Source organism: Monashia sp. HAY1-5C, from assembly GCF_056755255.1.
In genome coordinates, this window is sequence record NZ_JBPGXG010000016.1 from 30,739 (window position 1) to 47,623 (window position 16,885).

Genomic DNA, 16,885 nt, shown 5'->3' on the forward strand with positions numbered 1-16,885 from the left:
CCGTCCACACACGGCTCCGGGGGACCGTCCGGCGGTCCCAGCGACAAGAACGGTGGAGAAGCCCATGGGCCACTACAAGAGCAACGTGCGCGACCTCGAGTTCAACCTCTTCGAGGTCTTCGGCCGCGGCGAGATCCTCGGTCAGGGCCTCTACGCCGACCTCGACGTCGACGCCGCCAAGGACATCCTCCGCGAGGTCTCGCGCCTCGCCGAGCACGAGCTGGCCGACAGCCTGCTGGACTCCGACCGCAACCCGCCCGTCTACGACCAGGCCACCAGGACCGTCGCGATGCCGGACTCGTTCCGCAAGAGCTTCCGCGCGTACGTCGACGGGGACTGGGGCAACCTCGACGTGCCCGCCGAGCTGGGGGGCATGGTCGTGCCGGCGTCACTGCGCTGGTCCGTGGCCGAGATGGTCTGTGGTGCCAACCCGGCCATCCACATGTACACGGCCAGCTACTCGTTCGCGAACCTGCTCTGGCACCTCGGCACCGACGACCAGAAGAAGCTCGCCAAGCACATCGTGGACAAGGCGTGGCACACGACGATGGTCCTCACCGAGCCCGACGCCGGCTCCGACGTCGGCGCGGGACGCACCAGAGCGATCCAGCAGCCCGACGGCACCTGGCACATCGAGGGGGTCAAGCGCTTCATCACCAGTGCCGAGAGCGACCTCGTCGACAACGTCGTGCACTTCGTCCTCGCCCGCCCCGAAGGCGCCGGCCCGGGCACCAAGGGCCTGTCGCTGTTCATCGTCCCGAAGTTCCACGTCGACCTCGAGACCGGCGAGCTCGGCGAACGCAACGGCGCGTACGTCACCAACGTCGAGCACAAGATGGGCCTCAAGGTGTCGACGACGTGCGAGGTGACGTTCGGCGACGGCGAGCCCGCGGTGGGCACCCTCCTCGGCGACGTCCACGACGGCATCGCCCAGATGTTCAAGGTCATCGAGAACGCCCGGATGTTCGTGGGCACCAAGGCGATCGCGACGCTGTCGACCGGCTACCTCAACGCGCTCGAGTACGCCAAGGAGCGGGTCCAGGGCGCCGACCTGACCCAGATGACCGACAAGTCCGCCCCTCGCGTCACCATCACCCACCACCCCGACGTGCGTCGCTCGCTCATGCTCCAGAAGGCGTACGCCGAGGGCCTGCGCGCTCTCGTCGTCTACACCGCCACCCAGCAGGACACCGTCAACCAGGCTCAGCACGGCAACCCCGCCGCGGCGGTCGAGAAGGGTTCCGAGGCCGACCTGGCCAGCCGCGTCAGCGACCTGCTCCTGCCGCTCGTCAAGGGTCTGGGGTCCGAGCGCGCGTGGGTGCTGCTCGGCACCGAGTCGCTGCAGACACTGGGCGGCTCGGGCTTCCTGCAGGACTACCCGATCGAGCAGTACGTCCGCGACGCGAAGATCGACACGCTCTACGAGGGCACGACCGCGATCCAGGGCCTCGACTTCTTCTTCCGCAAGATCGTCCGCGACAAGGGCCAGGCCCTGCAGCACGTCGCCGGCCAGATCCAGGAGTTCGCCAAGGACCTCGGCGGCTCGCTCGACGCCGAGCGCGAGCTGCTGGGCAAGGCGCTCGAGGACGTCCAGGGCATCCTCGGCCACATGATCGACGACCTCGTGAAGAGTGACCCGCGCACGGGCGGCGAGGTGACCAACCTCTACAAGGTCGGTCAGAACACGACGCGCCTGCTGCTGGCGGCCGGCGACCTCGTCGTCGGCTGGCTGCTCCTGCGCCAGGCCGAGGTCGCGCAGCGGGCCCTCGACGGCGGCGCCACCGGCAAGGACGCCGACTTCTACACCGGCAAGGTGGCCGCGGCCTCGTTCTACGCCAAGAACGTCCTGCCGAAGATCGCCGCCGAGCGCGCCATCGCCGAGGCCACCGACAACGACCTCATGGAGATCCCTGAGTCCGCGTTCTGACGAACCCTGCGCGGAAAGGGTCCGGACGCGGCCGACCCGTCCGAGCCCCCGCCGGTCACCGGCGGGGGCTCGTGTCGTCCGCGGGCCGGGTGCCTCAGCGTCGGTTCGCTGCGCCGGCCCGCGTCGACGCGTGCCGCTCGGCGTAGGCGCGTGCCTTGGCCCGGTTTCCGCAGACGGCCATGATGCACCAGCGCCGTCGGCCCGTCGGGTTGAGGAAGAGCCAGCCACACCCCTCGCCGGGGCACGCCGACACGGCGACGGACCCGTCCGCCGTGAGGAGGTCGGCCGCACTCAGGGCTGCGGCGTAGAGCGGCTCGTGCAGCCCGGCGTCGCGCGTGAACGCCCAGCGCACCCCGGCCGCCGTGCGCTCCAGGGCCTGGCACTGGCGTGCCTCAACCGCGAGACCGCCCAAGCGACCCAGCGCAGCCGGGCCGGCCCCTCCGAGGACGAGGTCGTGGACGTCGGTGCGCAGCCGGTGCACCTCACGAAGGATCGCCCTGGCCCGGCTCGGGTGCGCCGCTGCGGCCCGCCGGAGACGGACCGTCGTCACCTCGTCGACGAGCCCGACCTCGCGGGCCCACACGGCGAGGTCGTCGTAGGAGGTGAGGTACTCCCCGCGGCGCCCGGTCGGTAGGTCCCAGCCGGCGCTCGTGTTGCACAGCTCGAGCGCCGGATGGCCGGCGACCTGCGTCGGCAGCTCCCGGTCGTCGACGACGTACTTGAACACGACCGCAGTCTGACGCGTCGCGGCACGGCACGCCAACCGGTCTCAGGGGTACGACCGGTTAACAGCCGTCTTGCGGTCAGCGCGGGCGGATGCCCGAGGAACGCGCGGCTCCCCCAGACGTGCGCGCCGGCCGCACGAGTGGGCGCTGCTCGACGCACCCGTGGCGGACGCCCGCACTCCTGGGGCGGCGGCCTCCACGCATTGGGCGCAGGTTCACGAGGAGACGGACCGTCTCTGTCGTCGCCACCATCGCTCGTGCCGCGGCGGATGTCACACGGGCGCCGCGGGTACCTCGACGGGACTCGGGTGCTCGTGGCGCGAACGACGGTGCGGCACGTGCCGGTGGCCGGCGCCGCTCGCGGGCCTCGTGGCCGCGAGGAGGCCTGTGCCGCAGAGCAGTACGGCGAACGCGACGGCCGGCGCGACGTCCCCGACCAGGAAGAAGACGGGACGGTTGCCGAGGATGTCGACCCCGACGACCGACACCATGAGGATGCCGAGGAACACGACGAAGGCCGCGACCGCGGCGAGGATGTCCGGCCACCGACGTGCCTCCGCGGCAGCCGCGTCGCTCCCACCGGGTGACCGAGGACCGTGGTCGAACCGCAGGAAGGCGGCGACGAGCGCGGCGGTCACGGCAGCGAGCACGACGATCAGCACGGGACGCGTCAGCCACCACGACACCGATGCGACCGCCGGCTGCCTGATGCCGACGGCACGGAGCGCGAGCAGCGTGACCATGAGCGCCGTGAGGTGCCAGAGGAACGCGGTCATGGCGAACCGGCCGACGACGGCGACGCCCTTCCAGACAGCCGGCCGCGCCAGCGCTCGGTCCGCGAGCGGGCGGACCGCGACGACCAGGCCGCAGATGCCGATGCCCTGCGCGAGGAGGGCGACCGTCGGCGGGGCCATGTTCGAAACGGCCTCTCCCGGCAGCCCGACCATCGACACCGGGTAGGCCCCGAACCCGACGAGCAGGGCCATCGCCGCGTAGCCGCCGACGGCCATCACGGCGCCGACGCGCGGCGTGAGCCGCCCATCACGCCAGAGGAACCCGAGCTGGTGAAGGGCCAGCCACACGAGCGCGAACTGGAGATTCCCCACGAGCGCCGGGCCGCCGCCGAACCGCACGGCATCGACGACACAGGCCGCCGCGACGAGGGCGACGACGACCCGGACCCCGAACCGCAGGTGCAGTCGTCGCAGGAGTGGCGCGAAGGCGCAGACCCCGAGGTAGATGCCGACGAACCACAGCAGCTGTGGCACGAGGACGAGCGCGTCACGCGCGAGCCGAGTCCGGTCGGAGGAGCCGGAGGTCACGCCCGACAGGTGGGCCGCGACGCCGCCCGCGACCCAGACGACGAGGAAGGCAGCCGTCGGACGCAGCAGGCGAGTCGTGCGGGACCGCACGAACGCGGCGTATCGGCCCCGCGGCGCCGGCCATCGTCGCTCGAGCGACTCGAGGGCGTGGGCGTGGGCCAGGCCGCCGACGAGGAAGAACAACGGCATGACCTGGAGCACCCAGGTGAGCGGCTGGAGCGCGGGCACCGCGACGAGCGCGTTGGAGATGTGGCCGTCGGCCGTGATGTCGACCATCAGCCAGTGCCCGAGCATGACGACGACGAGCGAGCCGGCACGCAGCGTGTCGGCCCAACGGTCCCGGTTCGAGGGTGTCGCTGCGTCGACCTCGGCGGCGGTCGGTCCGGGCGAGCGCGAGTCCCGGGCGCGCGGTCGCGGGCTGCGCGAGGTCCGCGGGGAGGTCGTCGTCACCTCGTCATGACAGCACGACCGGCGACCCGAGCGGATGGGTTCACGTGCTCAGGTCGCCGGTCGGAGGGTATGGGCGCCAGAGGGGTTTCCGGCGCGTGGGCGCGTCAGCCCTGGGGCGGCGTCGTCGTCCCTGGCGGTGTCTGGCGTCGGCTTGTGGAGTCGGCCGCCGGCTCAGTAGCCGTCGTCGCGACGCTCGACGCGGCGCTCGACGACCTCGTCGGTGTCACGGTGCTCGACGACGTCCGGGCCGCCCCGGCGCTCGGTGACGACCGTGTGCTGGGTGCGCGTCCGCTGGGCGTTCATGATGAGGCCGAGGATGATCGCGAGCGCGCCCGCGACCATGAGGATGATGCCGACCGTGTTTCCCGTGCCGCTGCTCATGTTGAGAACGTCGGAGTCGAGGTTGGTGAAGTAGAAGATCGCACCGACCACGAGAAGGAAGATCCCGAGTCCGATACCCATCTGCACTCCTTCGTCGGAGCGCGCCCTGCTGGCACGCCTCTCGCAGGCCCCATACCCCACGGTCTGCGTTTCCGCACGGCCGCGCCGCCGCCGCTGGCGCCCGGTCCCGGCCCTCAGTACTGCTGACGGGTGCGACGGGCCTGACCCACGCGGCCACCGATGGCCGCGACGAGGAGCAGGACCACTGCGACACCGAGCGCCGCCCCGAGCTCGACGTAGAGGCCCCTGGCGGCCAGGCCGTAGGCCGCGTCGGCCACCGTGCGCGCCACGGCGGGCGCGACGGCCGGATCGACGCGGTCGATGAGCGGGCCGCGGGCCATCATGACGGCCAGGATGCCGAGGAGTGACACCACACCCCAGCCGACCGCGAGCCACGCTGCCGCACGGGCGTGCCGCACCGCGACGACGATGGCGAGCAGCCCGAGGACGGCGACGGCGAGCGGACCCCACGTCCCCCAGGTCGATGTCAGCCGGTAGAGCCGCTGGGCCGTCGCGAGCTGGGACTCCTCGACGAGGGGGACGCGGATCGTCGGCTTGAGCGCCGCCGCGACGTCGGCGGCACCGGCCTGCTGGAGGGCCGACGTGACGCCGGGCAGGGGCACCTGCAGGACGAGGGAGACCCGGCCGTCGGCATCGACGGGAGTGTGGGCCCGGCCCTGCATGATCGCGACGAACCGCTGGTGCGCCTGGCGGATCGACGCCGTCCACGCTCGCTCGACCGTGCGGCTCGCGACGATCCTCGTCGCCTCGCTCCGGATGACCGGCTCCAGAGCGCGCTCGGCCACCGGTTGCAGCTCGATGGCGTCGAGCACTCCCGTCGTCAGGGTGTCCGCGAGGGTCTCCTGCACCTTGGGCTGGGTGACGACGGGCCCGAGCTCGCGGGCGAAGGCGTCGGTGTCGGTGAGCGTCGTGGAGGCCCAGAAGGCGACGAGCGCGACCGGCAGCAGCACGACGGCGAGCAGCCCGAGCAGAGTCGCGATGAGCGACCTGAAGAACCAGCCTGAGGACGATGTGGGCACGGAACCCCTTGTCTCGTAGGGCGACTCACGCGTCGCAGTGGAAAGTGTCTCCGGACCGAGGGAGTCCAGCTGTCGGTCGCCGGCCCTCCCCACAGGTGGGCTACACCCCGCGAAGGTCGAGGTCCAGTCTGGCGGGTGCGTTCGCATCGAACACCACCGGAATGCCCCAGTCCTGCTGGAACAGGTGGCAGGCAGCGTGCTCGGGCACCTCGCCGGTGTCGGGGTCCCCGTCACACGCGGCGGCCTGGACCGACACGTGGAGCGTGCCGGACCCGACGCCGTCCCGGAGCACGAGGGTGCGGGTCAGTCCCGGCGTCCGGCCGGCACCCTCGACGAGGAGCGCGTCCGGGGTCGCGGACACGTCCAGACGCGTCGGGTCGCCCCACCGGAGGTCGAGCTTCTGCCCCGTGGGTGGCACGAAGCTCACCTCGAGGTGCACCTCGCCCGCGGGCAGTGCGGTCGGCGGGCGCTGCGTGCGGTGCGCCGGGCCCTGCACCTGCTGCGCCTCCGCCGGAAGCGGCACGCGGACGAGCCGGTGCGCCGCCGACTCCACGACGACCAGACGCGTCGCGCCGGTGGCGGGGTCGACCTCGACCACGGCGTCGCTCGGCTCGGCGAGGCCCTGGGTGAGCGTCGACACCTGACGCGTCGCCGGGTCGAAGCGGCGGACCGCGCCGTTGTAGGTGTCGCTGACGGCGACCGAGCCGTCGGGCAGCTCGGTGACTCCCAGGGGGTGCTGCAGCAGCGCCTCGGAGGCGTCGCCGTCGCGGTGCCCGAAGTCGAACAGCCCCGTTCCGACGTGCGTCTCGACGGCCAGGGACCCGTCCGCGGCACGCGCCACCGAGCGCAGGGCCGACGTCTCGGAGTCGGCGACCCAGAGCCGCGCCCCGTCGGCGGACGTGGCGAGGCCGGAGGGCTGGGCGAACCAGGCCTCGGGCGCGGGTCCGTCGACGAGACCCTCGTTCGACGTGCCGCCGAGCACCTCGACGGTGCCCTCCTCCACGGTGTGGCCGGGGGTCCACGCCCACAGCTGGTGCGTGCCGGCCATCGCGATGACGACGCGTCCCTCGAACCACGCGAGGTCCCACGGGGTCGACAGTGCCTGCCCGAGGGCGGGGCCGCCGCCGGTGCGCTCGCGCAGCTGGTGGCCGGTGCCGGCGAGGGTGACGACCGCGCCGTCCGCGACGCGGATCCCCTTGAGCGCGTGGCCTACCGAGTCGGCGACAAGAAGGTCGACCCCGAGGCGGTCGCGGACCTCGGGAGTGGCGAGCAGGACACCCTGCGGCTCGGCCAGCACACCGGGGCCACCCCAGCGGGCCCGCTCGGTCTCGAGGTCCGGCTCGAGGTGCACGACGGCGTGGCCGGCGGTGTCGGACACGACGAAGGAGCCGTCCGCCAGCGCGACCGCCTTGCCGGGGAAGCGCAGCGCGGTGTCGGGCGGCGGCGGGACCACGTACGGGTCGTCACCGGGCTGGAGCGTGCCCTTGGCGCGATGCTCCTCGACGAGCTCACCGACGAGGGCCGCCAGCCCCGGGCCGTGGCCCTCCCCCGACATCGAGGCGACGACGAAGCCCTCCGGGTCGATGACGACGAGCGTCGGCCAGGCCCGCGCCGTGTAGGCGTCCCATGTCGTCAGCTCGGGATCGTCGAGGACGGGGTGGTGCACGGCGTACCGCTCGACGGCGGCGGCGAGCGCGTCCGGGTCGGCCTCGTGCTCGAACTTCGGCGAGTGGACCCCGACGATCGTCAGGGCGTCCGGGTACTGCTCCTCGACCGGACGCAGCTCGTCGAGGACGTGGAGGCAGTTGACGCAGCAGAAGGTCCAGAAGTCGAGGACGACGACCCGCCCGCGGAGGTCGCCCAGGGACAGGCTCCGCCCGCCGGTGTTGAGCCAGCCGCGACCGACGAGCTCCGGGGCGCGGACCTTGACGCGGGCTCGAGGAGAGGCGGAGGAGGTGGGTACGGTGCTCACCCCAGCGACGATACGTCGGGCCGGTCGGCCTTCCCCGGGCGGTCCGGGAACGGGCCACGAGTGCGGTGTTCCGTCAGGAGTGCGCGCTGCACGGCCCGCTCCTGGCGCGAACGCGGCTGCCTGCGGCCAACGTGCACGCCCACGTGCGCCGCGTCGGGTCAGAGGCGGCGGTCGGCGAGGACCGGGAAGTCCTCCCGCCACTGCCGCACGGCGTCGATGTCGACCTCGACGCTGAGGACCTCCTCGCCCGCACCGGCCTCGGCGAGGACCCGGCCGGTGGCGTCGACGGCCTGCGAGCGACCCCCCATCTCGTGACCGGCATGGGTCCCTGCGGTGTTGCACTGGAGCACGGCGCACTGGTCCTCGACGGCGCGGGCCCGCCCGAGCAGCGTCCAGTGCTCGACGCGTCGCATCGGCCAGGCGGCGGGCACGACGAACACGAGCGCACCGTCACCGACGAGGCGACGGTACAGCTCGGGAAAGCGCAGGTCGTAGCACGTGGACAGGCCGACCGGCACCTCCTCGCCACCCGCGACGGGGACGGGGACGACGACGAGGTCGGCGCCGGCATCCATGAGCCGCGGCTCGCCGTCACCGAAGCCGAACCGGTGCACCTTGCGGTACGTCGCCACGAGCTCACCCTGCGGCGAGAAGACGAGGCTCGTGTTCCAGACCCCGTGGTCCCCCTCGGCGAGGGGCTGGCCGCGTTCGACGATCGACCCGCCGTGCAGGGTCACGCCGGCGTCGCGGGCGGCGTCCGCGAGGGCGGTCGCGACGGGGCCGTCGACCGCCTCGGCCCGCTCGTCCCAGTGCCGGTAGTCGAAGCCGCCGGCCGGCCAGAGCTCGGGCAGCACGACGAGGTCGTGGCCCTCCTGCTCGCGGACGAGACGCGTGACGCGCGCGGTGCGGTCGGCGACGGACTCGTCGTCACCGTAGGCGAGCTGGATGAGGGCGACCTTCATGGGTCCACTCTCACACGTCGGTCCGGGGCGTGGCCCGTCCGCTGCCCCGGGCGCGCACCCGCTCGGCCCGGCGCGCCACCGCGAGACCGGAGCGTCGGCGGGCGAGGTCCTCGCGCAGCTCGGGGTCGTCCTGCACCAGCCACACCAGCCCGCAGTCCTGCGGGCCCGTGGCGCCGGGGACGCAGAGCGTGCACGGCTCGCCGAGGCGAATCGGGCACTGCGGCACGGGAACTCGGGCCATCTCCACTCCTTCCCACCTCATACTACATGACGTAGTAGAGACCGGTGTCCCAGGACGCGACGCGTGGGGCCGCCGCCGGTCCGAGCCGACCGGACGGGTGTCCTCGACGCCCGCTCAGCGCGGCGTGTGCTCGTCGCGGCGGGCCAGCTCGGCGAGCCGCTCGTTGTACGCGGCCAGCTCGGCGTCGCCGTCCCGGTCGGCCCGTCGGTCGCGACGCGTGGACTCCGCCTTGTCGGACCGGAACCACTGGGCCGCAACGACGAGGGCGAGCACGAGGCTGGGCAGCTCGCCGATGGCCCAGGCGACGCCGCCGCCGAAGCGCTGGTCCGCGAGCGGGTCGGGCACCCACGGGAGGCGGATCGTCGTGAAGAAGTCCGCGCCGAGCAGGGTCGTGCCGGTGATCATGGCGACACCGAAGAAGGCGTGCGCCGCGATCGTCGCGAAGAGGACGATGAGCCGCAGGGCGGGGCTCCACCGCTTCGGCCCCGGGTCGATGCCGATGAGAACCCACGCGAAGAGGTACCCGGCGAGCACGAAGTGGGCGGTCATGAGCAGGTGCCCCGTGTGGGTCGTCAGCGCCAGCTCGAACAGGCCGGTCCAGTAGAAGACGACGAGGCTGAAGAAGAAGAAGGCCGCCGCGAAGACGGGGTTGCCGACGACCTTGAGGACCGGCGAGTGCACGAGGCCGAGGACGAGCTCGCGCGGGCCGAGGGTGCCGTCGCGGCGCGGCCGCAGGCTGCGCAGCGCCAAGGTCACGGGGGCCCCGAGCACGAGGAAGATCGGCACGACCATCGCCTCGATCATGTGCAGCGTCATGTGCCACGAGAACGAGACGCGGCCGTAGATGCCGAGCACGCCGTTGGTGGCGTAGGCGAACAGGGCCCAGCCGGCGACCCACGCCACGACGCGCAGCACCGGCCACCGGTCACCGCGACGGCGCAGCCGCACGACGCCGGCCACGTACAGCCCCAGGGCGAGCAGCGCGGTGGCGAGGAAGAGCCACTCGACCCGCCACGCCGTGACCCACGACAGCGCGGTCGGCGCGGGCGGGGGCGGGAACCCGGTGAGGACGAGGGCCATACTGGGGTTCGGCTCGGTCTCGGGCACCGGCGGCTGGCTGCGCGCCAGGGCCGTGGCGACGCCGAACGCCAGGCCCATGACGAGCGACTCACCCACCGCCAGGCGCACGAAGAGCCGCCCGCGCGGCAGCCCCCCCGACGCGCCCGCCACGGCGGCGTCGAGGCGGTCGAGCGTCACGCGCCGGTGCCAGGCCCCGGCGGCGCCGAGGACGACGAACGCGACGGTCTTGACGACGAGGAGGACGCCGTACGGCGTCGCGATGTCGGACAGGGAGCCGAGGCGCACCGTCGCGTTCATGACGCCGGACACCCCGAGGGTCACGAAGCACCACAGCGCGACGGTGGAGTACCGCCGGGCGACGATGCCGACGGCGTCGCCGAGCGAGTGCCAGAGGACGAGCAGCGCGAGGAGGCCACCGACCCAGACGGCCGCGCTCAGCAGGTGCGCGGCGATGGAGTTGACCGCGGTCTCGTGGTCGGCCGACCCGCCCGCGTGACCGGCCAGGCCGAGGACGAGGACCCCGAACGTGGACACGGCGGCGAGGGCCAGTGTCACGGCGCGCGAACGGGCGACGGCCGCGACCGAGGCGACGAGGAAGGCGCAGCAGGCGCTGATGACGCCGACGCGCAGCGACTCGATCGACCACACCTCGGGCAGCAGGCCGCCGAAGGCCGGGTCGGACAGCGGCACACCGGCGGCATCGGCGAGGCCGAGGACCACTCCGGCGACGCCGGCGGCGGCCCACACGAAGGCCGCGGGCACGGCGATGCGCAGGGCGTCGGCGCGACGCGGCTCGTCGGGCGCCGCGCTGGCCGCGGAGGTGCGGCCGGGAACCATCGTCGCGCCGAGGAGCAGGGCACCCAGTGTCAAGGCGGCGGCGACGTCGTGGACGACGCGGACGAGCGGAAGGGCCCATCGGACCCCGGCGCCGGCATCGACGAGACCCCCCGGCAGCGGCGCCGCGGCGCCGGTCGAGCGGGCCGCGAGGACGGACGCCAGCAGGCCGACGACGAGCGCGCCGGCGACGGCCCACGCGGGGCGCGAGAGCCGGTCCGCGGGGGCGGGCTCGGGCGGCTCTCGGTGCACGGCGGACATGCTCCAAGGGTAAGTAGTGTGGTGACATGCCCATCCACCCGGCCGCCCCTGTCGACCGCGACGGCCTGCTCGACGCGTTCGACCAGACCGTGCTGTCGATCATCGATCTCGGGTACGCATGCCGCGACGAGGACTTCGAGCGCGACACCGAGTGCCCCGGCTGGACGGTCAAGGACCAGTTCTCGCACGTCGTGGGCGCCGAGAAAGCCTTCGCCGGCGTGCGCCGTTCGCGGGTCGACGTGCCGGACTACCCGCACATCCGCAACGACCTCGGCCGCGTCGTCGAGCAGGACGTCGAGAGCCGGCGTGCCATCTCGGGGCGTGACGTCGTCGCCGAGCTGGCGGAGTTCCACCCCGGGCGGATGGCCGCGCTGCGCGCCTCCGGAGCCGACCTCGACACCGTCATCGGCGGGTTCTTCGGCCCCGAGGCCACGTTCGGCCTGCAGCTGCGGCGGCGGATCGTCGACATGTGGTGCCACGAGCAGGACATCCGCGCCGCCCTCGACCGCCCCGGCAACCTCGACTCCCCCGCCGCCGCCGTCTTCACCGAGGAGATCCTCGACGCCCTGCCCCGCGTGGTGGCGCGGGTGGCCGACATCGAGCCGGGGCACGCCGTCGTCCTCGACGTCACCGGACCGGTGCAGGCCCGCGGTGGGGTCCGCGTGTGCACGGGCGAGGACGGGCGGCCCTTCGGCGAGGCGCTCTTCAGCGGCCAGCACCGCGCCGAGGGGGAGGAGCAGCTCGACGTCACGTCGATCCAGCTGACGACCGACGCCCTGACCCGGCGCGCCGCCGGGCGCCGTGAGGTCGACGACCTGCGCTTCTCGGTCCACGGCGATGAGGCCATCGCGCGCCGCGTCCTCCAGGCGCTCGTCCTGACCCACTGACCCACCCGGGGCCGCCAGGGTCGCAAACGCTCGACCCGTGCCCAACGTTGGACAGGGACCTCGCGCCGGGGTGGGCGCCCGGGGAAAGCGACGCAGAACCTGGGCAGCGTCCGGACGTCCTCCGAGGGGTCTCCGACCGTTGCTCGAACGTCGGGCTGCGTTCTCGCAGTGCATGATCCGTCACGATGCCAGCTCCCGAGGGGACCCTCCGTCCACCGCCGGACCGCAGCCGACCACCCGACCCGCCCTTGCCAAACGTTGGACAAGGGCTTAACGTCGAGGCAGCCGGTCAAGCCAGCGCCGCTTCGGGGACTTCCCATGGAGGATTGCCATGACCGACATCACGGTTGGTCCGCGCAAGGACGCACGTACGCGAGAGCTGATCACCACCTTCCGCACCTCGGACTCCGAGTCCGAGCGCAACGAGGCGCTCGAGGCCGTCACGAGGCTGCACATGCCCCTCGCCCGGTCGCTCGCCCACCGCTACTCGGGCAAGGGTCTGGACCGCGAGGACCTCGAGCAGGTCGCGTTCCTCGCCCTGCTCAAGGCGGTGCAGCGCTTCGACCTCGACAAGACCACCGAGTTCGGTGCCTACGCCACGCCCACCATCACCGGCGAGCTGCGTCGCTACTTCCGCGACTACGGCTGGCTCGTCCGGCCGCCGCGCGAGCTGCAGGAGCGTCGCCAGCTCGTCACCGACACCCGCTCGCGTCTCGAGCAGGTCCTCGGCCACGACCCCGACCCCGACGAGCTCGCCGAGGAGCTCGCCATTCCCGTCGAGTCGGTCAAGGAGGCCCAGGTCGCGGCGTCGAACCTGCGGCCCGCCTCGCTCGACGTGACGACGAGCGAGGGCGGGCGGCCGGTCCTCGACCTCCTCGACGCCCGCGGCGACCTCGGCGACGACCCGGCCCTCGACGACTCGATCGTCGTCCGGTCGGCCATCCTGCGGCTGCCCGCCCGCGAGCAGGAGATCATCGAGCGCCGCTTCGTCGACGACATGACCCAGGCCGAGATCGCCGAGTCGATGGGCCTGTCGGCCATGCAGGTCAGCCGCCTGCTGCGCCGGATCCTGGAGTCCCTGCGCCGCCAGCTCGACGCCGAAGGCGTCGCGAGCGCCTGAGAGCAGGGGGGCGGAGGCGTCCGGGCGTGGAGTTCGCGCCCTCCTGCCTCGGCACCCAGTGCGCGGGCGCCGACCCAACGGTCCCGCCCGTCGCCCACCACGGTCGACGCGTCCGGTTCGTGCGGACGCGTCGACCGGTGCGTGGCGCTCGGCGCCCCGGTCCGTCGCGGGTCAGCTCTTCGGCGGCACCGGGAACTGCGACTCCTGGCCCTGGATGACCTGCGTCGCGACGTGCGCGAGCTTCATGTTGAGCTCCTGGGACGTCCGGCGCAGCAGCTCGAACGCGGCGTCGCCGCTGATGTGGTGGGCCGCCATGAGCAGGCCGACGGCCTTGCCGATCTCGCGGTTGCTGTGCAGGCCCTGACGCAGGGTCGCGGCCTCCTCCCGCGCCCGGATGGCCATGAGCGCCACCGACGCGAACGAGGCGATGACGGCACCGACGTCCGCCGACGCGCGGGTCAGGCCGCCCGGGGTGTCGGAGAAGAGGTTGAGCGCGCCGACCTTGTCCCCCTCGAGGAGCAGCCGGTACCCGATGGCCGAGCGCACCGGCGTCTCGGCGACGATCCGCTCGGTGAAGCGGGGCCAGGGCGTCGTCGCGTTCGTGAGGTCGGGGTCGTGCTGGTAGGCCTCGTCGAGGATGGCGTCGACGCACGGGCCCTCGCCGAGCTCGAGCTCGATCTGGTCGATCCGTCGGGCGATGTCGTCGGTCGAGGCCGCCGTCAGGTAGCGGTCGTGCGAGCGCATGAGCAGCGAGGCCCGGTCACAGCCGTCGACCAGACGCACGGCCGCGTGGACGAGGGCGTGGTGGATCGAGCCGGCGTCGGCCCCCGAGTAGATGAGTGCCGAGAGCCCGTGGAACGCGTCCTGGATCGTCGCGTCCTGCGCCGTCGTGGCCGTGACGGAGGCATCGGGCACGGGCAGGTCGCTCGCGGACGCGCCCGGAGTCGGTGGGTCGACGGGAACGTCGGCGAGGTCGTCGGCGGGCATGGCACTTCCTGAGGGGTCGGGATCCGTCGCACCGTGCTCCCTTTCGAACACGGCGACGGCGCAGACATCTTGGCATCTCCCCCGAGGCGCATGCACAGACAACCACATGCGGACCGCGGCCGGGCACCCGACCGGCCACCCGCCCCGCCACTCCCGGTGACCCCGCGTCCTCGCCCGCCGCTCCGGGGCGCGTTTGACAGCGGGAACGCGCGGTCCAATACTTGCTTGGTGCAAACAAGCAATTCGGGACCGTCGTGACCGTCGACAGGGAGGACGCGAACGCCGTCTTCATGGCGTTGCTCCGCGTGCAGAAGCTGCTCGTGGCGGCCAAGCACACCGCGCCGCGCATCCACGACGGCGTCGACGCGTCCGTCTACCCCGTGCTGTTCGTCGTCGCCCGGTCCTCCGACCCCGTGCGGATCTCCGACCTCGCCACGATGCTGCACAACGACGTGTCGACCGTGAGCCGCCAGGTGAGCGCGCTCGTCACGACCGGGCTGCTGGCCAAGACGGCCGACCCGAACGACGGTCGGGCGCTCGTCGTGTCGATGACCGACGAGGGACGCACCGTCCTGGACCACATCCTCGAGAGCAGGTCCTCCTGGTTCCAGGGACTCCTGCAGGCCTGGGACGGGGCCCGCGTCGCCACCTTCGTCACCGACCTGCACGAGCTCGCCGACGCGCTCGACACCAACCTGCGTGCCCGGGGCGCGGCCGTTCCGCCCATGCCCTTCGCCGCCACCACGTCATCGGACGGCCCGGCCGACCGACACAACAGGAAGGACTGACATGTCCGACACCACCACGGGTCCGTCGGGAGCGGCGAACAGCCCGGTGCGGGCCACCGAGGACCCGCCGCTGGCGCACCGTGAGATCGTGACGATCCTCGTCGGCCTGATGATGGGGATGTTCCTCGCCGCGCTCGACCAGACGATCGTCGCGAGCGCCATGCGCGTCATCGCCGACGACCTCAAGGACCTCGCCGGCCAGGCCTGGGTCACCACCGCGTACCTCATCACCTCGACGATCGCGACGCCGCTCTACGGCAAGCTGTCCGACATCTACGGGCGCAAGAAGTTCTTCCTCTTCGCCATCTCGATCTTCACGATCGGCTCGATGCTCTGCACGCTGGCGTGGTCGATCCCGTCGCTCGCCGCCTTCCGCGCCGTCCAGGGCATCGGCGCCGGTGGCCTGTTCTCGCTGTCCCTGGCGATCATCGGTGACATCGTGCCGCCGCGCGAGCGCGCCAAGTACCAGGGGTACTTCCTGGCCGTGTTCGGCACCTCGAGCGTGCTCGGCCCCGTCATCGGCGGCTTCTTCGCCGGTCAGGACACCCTCCTCGGCGTCACCGGGTGGCGGTGGGTCTTCCTCGTCAACGTGCCGATCGCCGTCGCCGCGCTCATCGTCGTGACCCGCACCCTGCACCTGCGACACCACCGCCTCGACCACCGCATCGACTACTGGGGCGCGGTGACGCTCGCCGTCGCGCTCGTCCCGCTCCTCATCGTCGCCGAGCAGGGCCGCGAGTGGGGCTGGGGCTCGGGCACGTCCGTCCTCTGCTACGGCATCGGCCTCGTCGGGCTCGTCGCGTTCTTCCTCGTCGAGCGGGCCATGGGTGAGGAGGCACTGCTGCCGCTGCGCCTCTTCCGCAACCGCACCGTGGGCGCCGGCTCGATCGCGTCGGTCTTCATCGGCATGGGCATGTTCGGTGGGCTCGCCTCCCTGCCGCTCTACCTCCAGATCGTCCAGGGCGCGAGTCCGACGCAGGCCGGCCTGATGCTGCTGCCGATGACGCTCGGCATCATGAGCGGCTCGGTGATCTCCGGCCAGCTCATCTCCCGCACCGGCCGCTACCGCCACTTCCCGATCATCGGAGCCATCCTGCTCGTCCTGGCGCTCCTCGGGTTCCACTACGTCACCGCCGACACCGCGCTGTGGATGGTCATGGTCGGGATGTTCTTCTTCGGCCTGGGCCTCGGCTTCAACTTCCAGCCGCTGACCCTGGCGATCCAGAACGCCGTGGACCGCCGCGACATGGGGGTGGCCACGTCGTCCGCGACCTTCACCCGGCAGATCGGTGGCACGCTCGGCACCGCCGTCTTCCTGTCCATCCTCTTCGCCCAGGCCGGCACGAAGATCGGCGAGGCGTTCGGGCGGATCGCGCCGACGCCGACGTTCCAGGCGGCGCTGCGCAACCCCACCGGCGGCGACCCTGCGGTCAACAAGCAGTTCGTCGAGCAGCTGCACGCCGCCCAGCAGTCCGGTGCCGGTTTCGGGGCGGGCGGTGCCGCGCTGCAGGACAGCTCGTTCATCCAGCACCTGGACCCGCGCCTGGCCCGGCCGTTCCTCGTCGGGTTCGCCGACTCGATGTCGGTCGTGTTCCTCGCGGCGGCGGCCGTCATGGTGCTCGCCGTCATCGCGACGTTCTTCCTGCCGCACGTCGACCTCGGGCCCAAGCCGGGGCAGCCGGGCGGCCAGAAGGGTGACGCGGAGGTGGCCCCGGTGGCCGCAGCCGGCCACTGACCCTCAGAGCCCGCCCCTCGCCGGCAACACACCGAGCAGCTGCCAACGCCCTTCAGGCTGTCTCTTATACACATCTCCGAGCCCACGAGACGGAGCTACATCTGGGGGGGGGG

14 protein-coding genes are annotated in these 16,885 nt (G+C 72.6%); 5 read left to right on the plus strand and 9 right to left on the minus strand.

Going from position 1 to position 16,885, the window contains the following annotated elements; translation table 11 throughout:
• The first annotated feature begins 64 nt into the window (after positions 1 to 64).
• Complete coding sequence (locus ACR9ZK_RS04330) at positions 65 to 1,927, plus strand: acyl-CoA dehydrogenase (RefSeq protein WP_481340649.1); 1,863 nt, start codon at positions 65 to 67, stop codon at positions 1,925 to 1,927.
• 94 nt (positions 1,928 to 2,021) lie between these two features.
• On the opposite strand, the gene ACR9ZK_RS04335 is transcribed toward ACR9ZK_RS04330, so the two are convergent.
• The 8 genes from ACR9ZK_RS04335 to ACR9ZK_RS04370 form a co-directional block, all read right to left on the minus strand.
• On the minus strand, positions 2,022 to 2,654 hold the full coding sequence (locus tag ACR9ZK_RS04335; protein WP_481340650.1) for a CGNR zinc finger domain-containing protein: 633 nt from the start codon (positions 2,652 to 2,654) through the stop codon (positions 2,022 to 2,024).
• 270 nt (positions 2,655 to 2,924) lie between these two features.
• Positions 2,925 to 4,424, minus strand: coding sequence for an acyltransferase family protein (locus ACR9ZK_RS04340; RefSeq protein WP_481340651.1), 1,500 nt, complete (start codon positions 4,422 to 4,424; stop codon positions 2,925 to 2,927).
• A 171-nt stretch (positions 4,425 to 4,595) separates the two neighbouring features.
• Entirely contained in the window at positions 4,596 to 4,886 is a 291-nt protein-coding gene (locus tag ACR9ZK_RS04345; RefSeq protein WP_481340652.1) for a DUF6458 family protein, read from the minus strand.
• Between the two features lie 113 nt (positions 4,887 to 4,999).
• Complete coding sequence (locus tag ACR9ZK_RS04350; protein WP_481340653.1) at positions 5,000 to 5,905, minus strand: hypothetical protein; 906 nt, start codon at positions 5,903 to 5,905, stop codon at positions 5,000 to 5,002.
• Positions 5,906 to 6,005: 100 nt separating this feature from the next.
• Entirely contained in the window at positions 6,006 to 7,877 is a 1,872-nt protein-coding gene (locus tag ACR9ZK_RS04355) for an NHL domain-containing thioredoxin family protein (RefSeq protein WP_481340654.1), read from the minus strand.
• Positions 7,878 to 8,035: 158 nt separating this feature from the next.
• A complete protein-coding gene (locus tag ACR9ZK_RS04360) occupies positions 8,036 to 8,839 on the minus strand; it encodes a carbon-nitrogen family hydrolase (protein WP_481340655.1) in 804 nt (267 codons plus the stop codon).
• Positions 8,840 to 8,849: 10 nt separating this feature from the next.
• Positions 8,850 to 9,080: a DUF6767 domain-containing protein gene (locus ACR9ZK_RS04365; protein ID WP_481340656.1), complete on the minus strand. Its 231-nt coding sequence runs from the start codon at positions 9,078 to 9,080 to the stop codon at positions 8,850 to 8,852.
• A 114-nt stretch (positions 9,081 to 9,194) separates the two neighbouring features.
• Entirely contained in the window at positions 9,195 to 11,255 is a 2,061-nt protein-coding gene (locus ACR9ZK_RS04370; RefSeq protein WP_481340657.1) for a bifunctional copper resistance protein CopD/cytochrome c oxidase assembly protein, read from the minus strand.
• 26 nt (positions 11,256 to 11,281) lie between these two features.
• Between ACR9ZK_RS04370 and ACR9ZK_RS04375 the strand changes: the two genes are divergently transcribed.
• Positions 11,282 to 12,142 (plus strand): maleylpyruvate isomerase family mycothiol-dependent enzyme, encoded by an 861-nt coding sequence (locus tag ACR9ZK_RS04375; RefSeq protein WP_481340658.1) that lies wholly within the window; start codon positions 11,282 to 11,284, stop codon positions 12,140 to 12,142.
• Between the two features lie 331 nt (positions 12,143 to 12,473).
• Entirely contained in the window at positions 12,474 to 13,262 is a 789-nt protein-coding gene (locus ACR9ZK_RS04380; RefSeq protein WP_481340659.1) for a sigma-70 family RNA polymerase sigma factor, read from the plus strand.
• Positions 13,263 to 13,433: 171 nt separating this feature from the next.
• Here the strand turns inward: ACR9ZK_RS04380 and ACR9ZK_RS04385 are convergent, their stop codons facing one another.
• A complete protein-coding gene (locus ACR9ZK_RS04385) occupies positions 13,434 to 14,249 on the minus strand; it encodes an ANTAR domain-containing protein (protein WP_481340660.1) in 816 nt (271 codons plus the stop codon).
• Positions 14,250 to 14,503: 254 nt separating this feature from the next.
• On the opposite strand from ACR9ZK_RS04385, the gene ACR9ZK_RS04390 reads away from it, so the two are divergent.
• Positions 14,504 to 15,037, plus strand: coding sequence for a MarR family winged helix-turn-helix transcriptional regulator (locus ACR9ZK_RS04390; protein ID WP_481340661.1), 534 nt, complete (start codon positions 14,504 to 14,506; stop codon positions 15,035 to 15,037).
• A 1-nt stretch (position 15,038) separates the two neighbouring features.
• Positions 15,039 to 16,772 carry an MDR family MFS transporter gene (locus ACR9ZK_RS04395; protein WP_481340662.1) on the plus strand — a complete coding sequence of 578 codons (1,734 nt, stop codon included), beginning with the start codon at positions 15,039 to 15,041 and terminating at the stop codon, positions 16,770 to 16,772.
• Positions 16,773 to 16,885 lie beyond the last annotated feature (113 nt).

Excerpts from the sequence above, each read along its gene's own strand:
- ACR9ZK_RS04375 (WP_481340658.1), top strand. The coding sequence starts at position 11,282 with ATGCCCATCCACCCGGCCGCCCCTGTCGACCGCGACGGCCTGCTCGAC.
- ACR9ZK_RS04380 (WP_481340659.1), top strand. The coding sequence starts at position 12,474 with ATGACCGACATCACGGTTGGTCCGCGCAAGGACGCACGTACGCGAGAG.
- ACR9ZK_RS04345 (WP_481340652.1), bottom strand. The coding sequence starts at position 4,886 with ATGGGTATCGGACTCGGGATCTTCCTTCTCGTGGTCGGTGCGATCTTC.
- ACR9ZK_RS04365 (WP_481340656.1), bottom strand. The coding sequence starts at position 9,080 with ATGGCCCGAGTTCCCGTGCCGCAGTGCCCGATTCGCCTCGGCGAGCCG.
- ACR9ZK_RS04395 (WP_481340662.1), top strand. The coding sequence starts at position 15,039 with ATGTCCGACACCACCACGGGTCCGTCGGGAGCGGCGAACAGCCCGGTG.
- ACR9ZK_RS04370 (WP_481340657.1), bottom strand. The coding sequence starts at position 11,255 with ATGTCCGCCGTGCACCGAGAGCCGCCCGAGCCCGCCCCCGCGGACCGG.
- ACR9ZK_RS04330 (WP_481340649.1), top strand. The coding sequence starts at position 65 with ATGGGCCACTACAAGAGCAACGTGCGCGACCTCGAGTTCAACCTCTTC.
- ACR9ZK_RS04385 (WP_481340660.1), bottom strand. The coding sequence starts at position 14,249 with ATGCCCGCCGACGACCTCGCCGACGTTCCCGTCGACCCACCGACTCCG.
- ACR9ZK_RS04360 (WP_481340655.1), bottom strand. The coding sequence starts at position 8,839 with ATGAAGGTCGCCCTCATCCAGCTCGCCTACGGTGACGACGAGTCCGTC.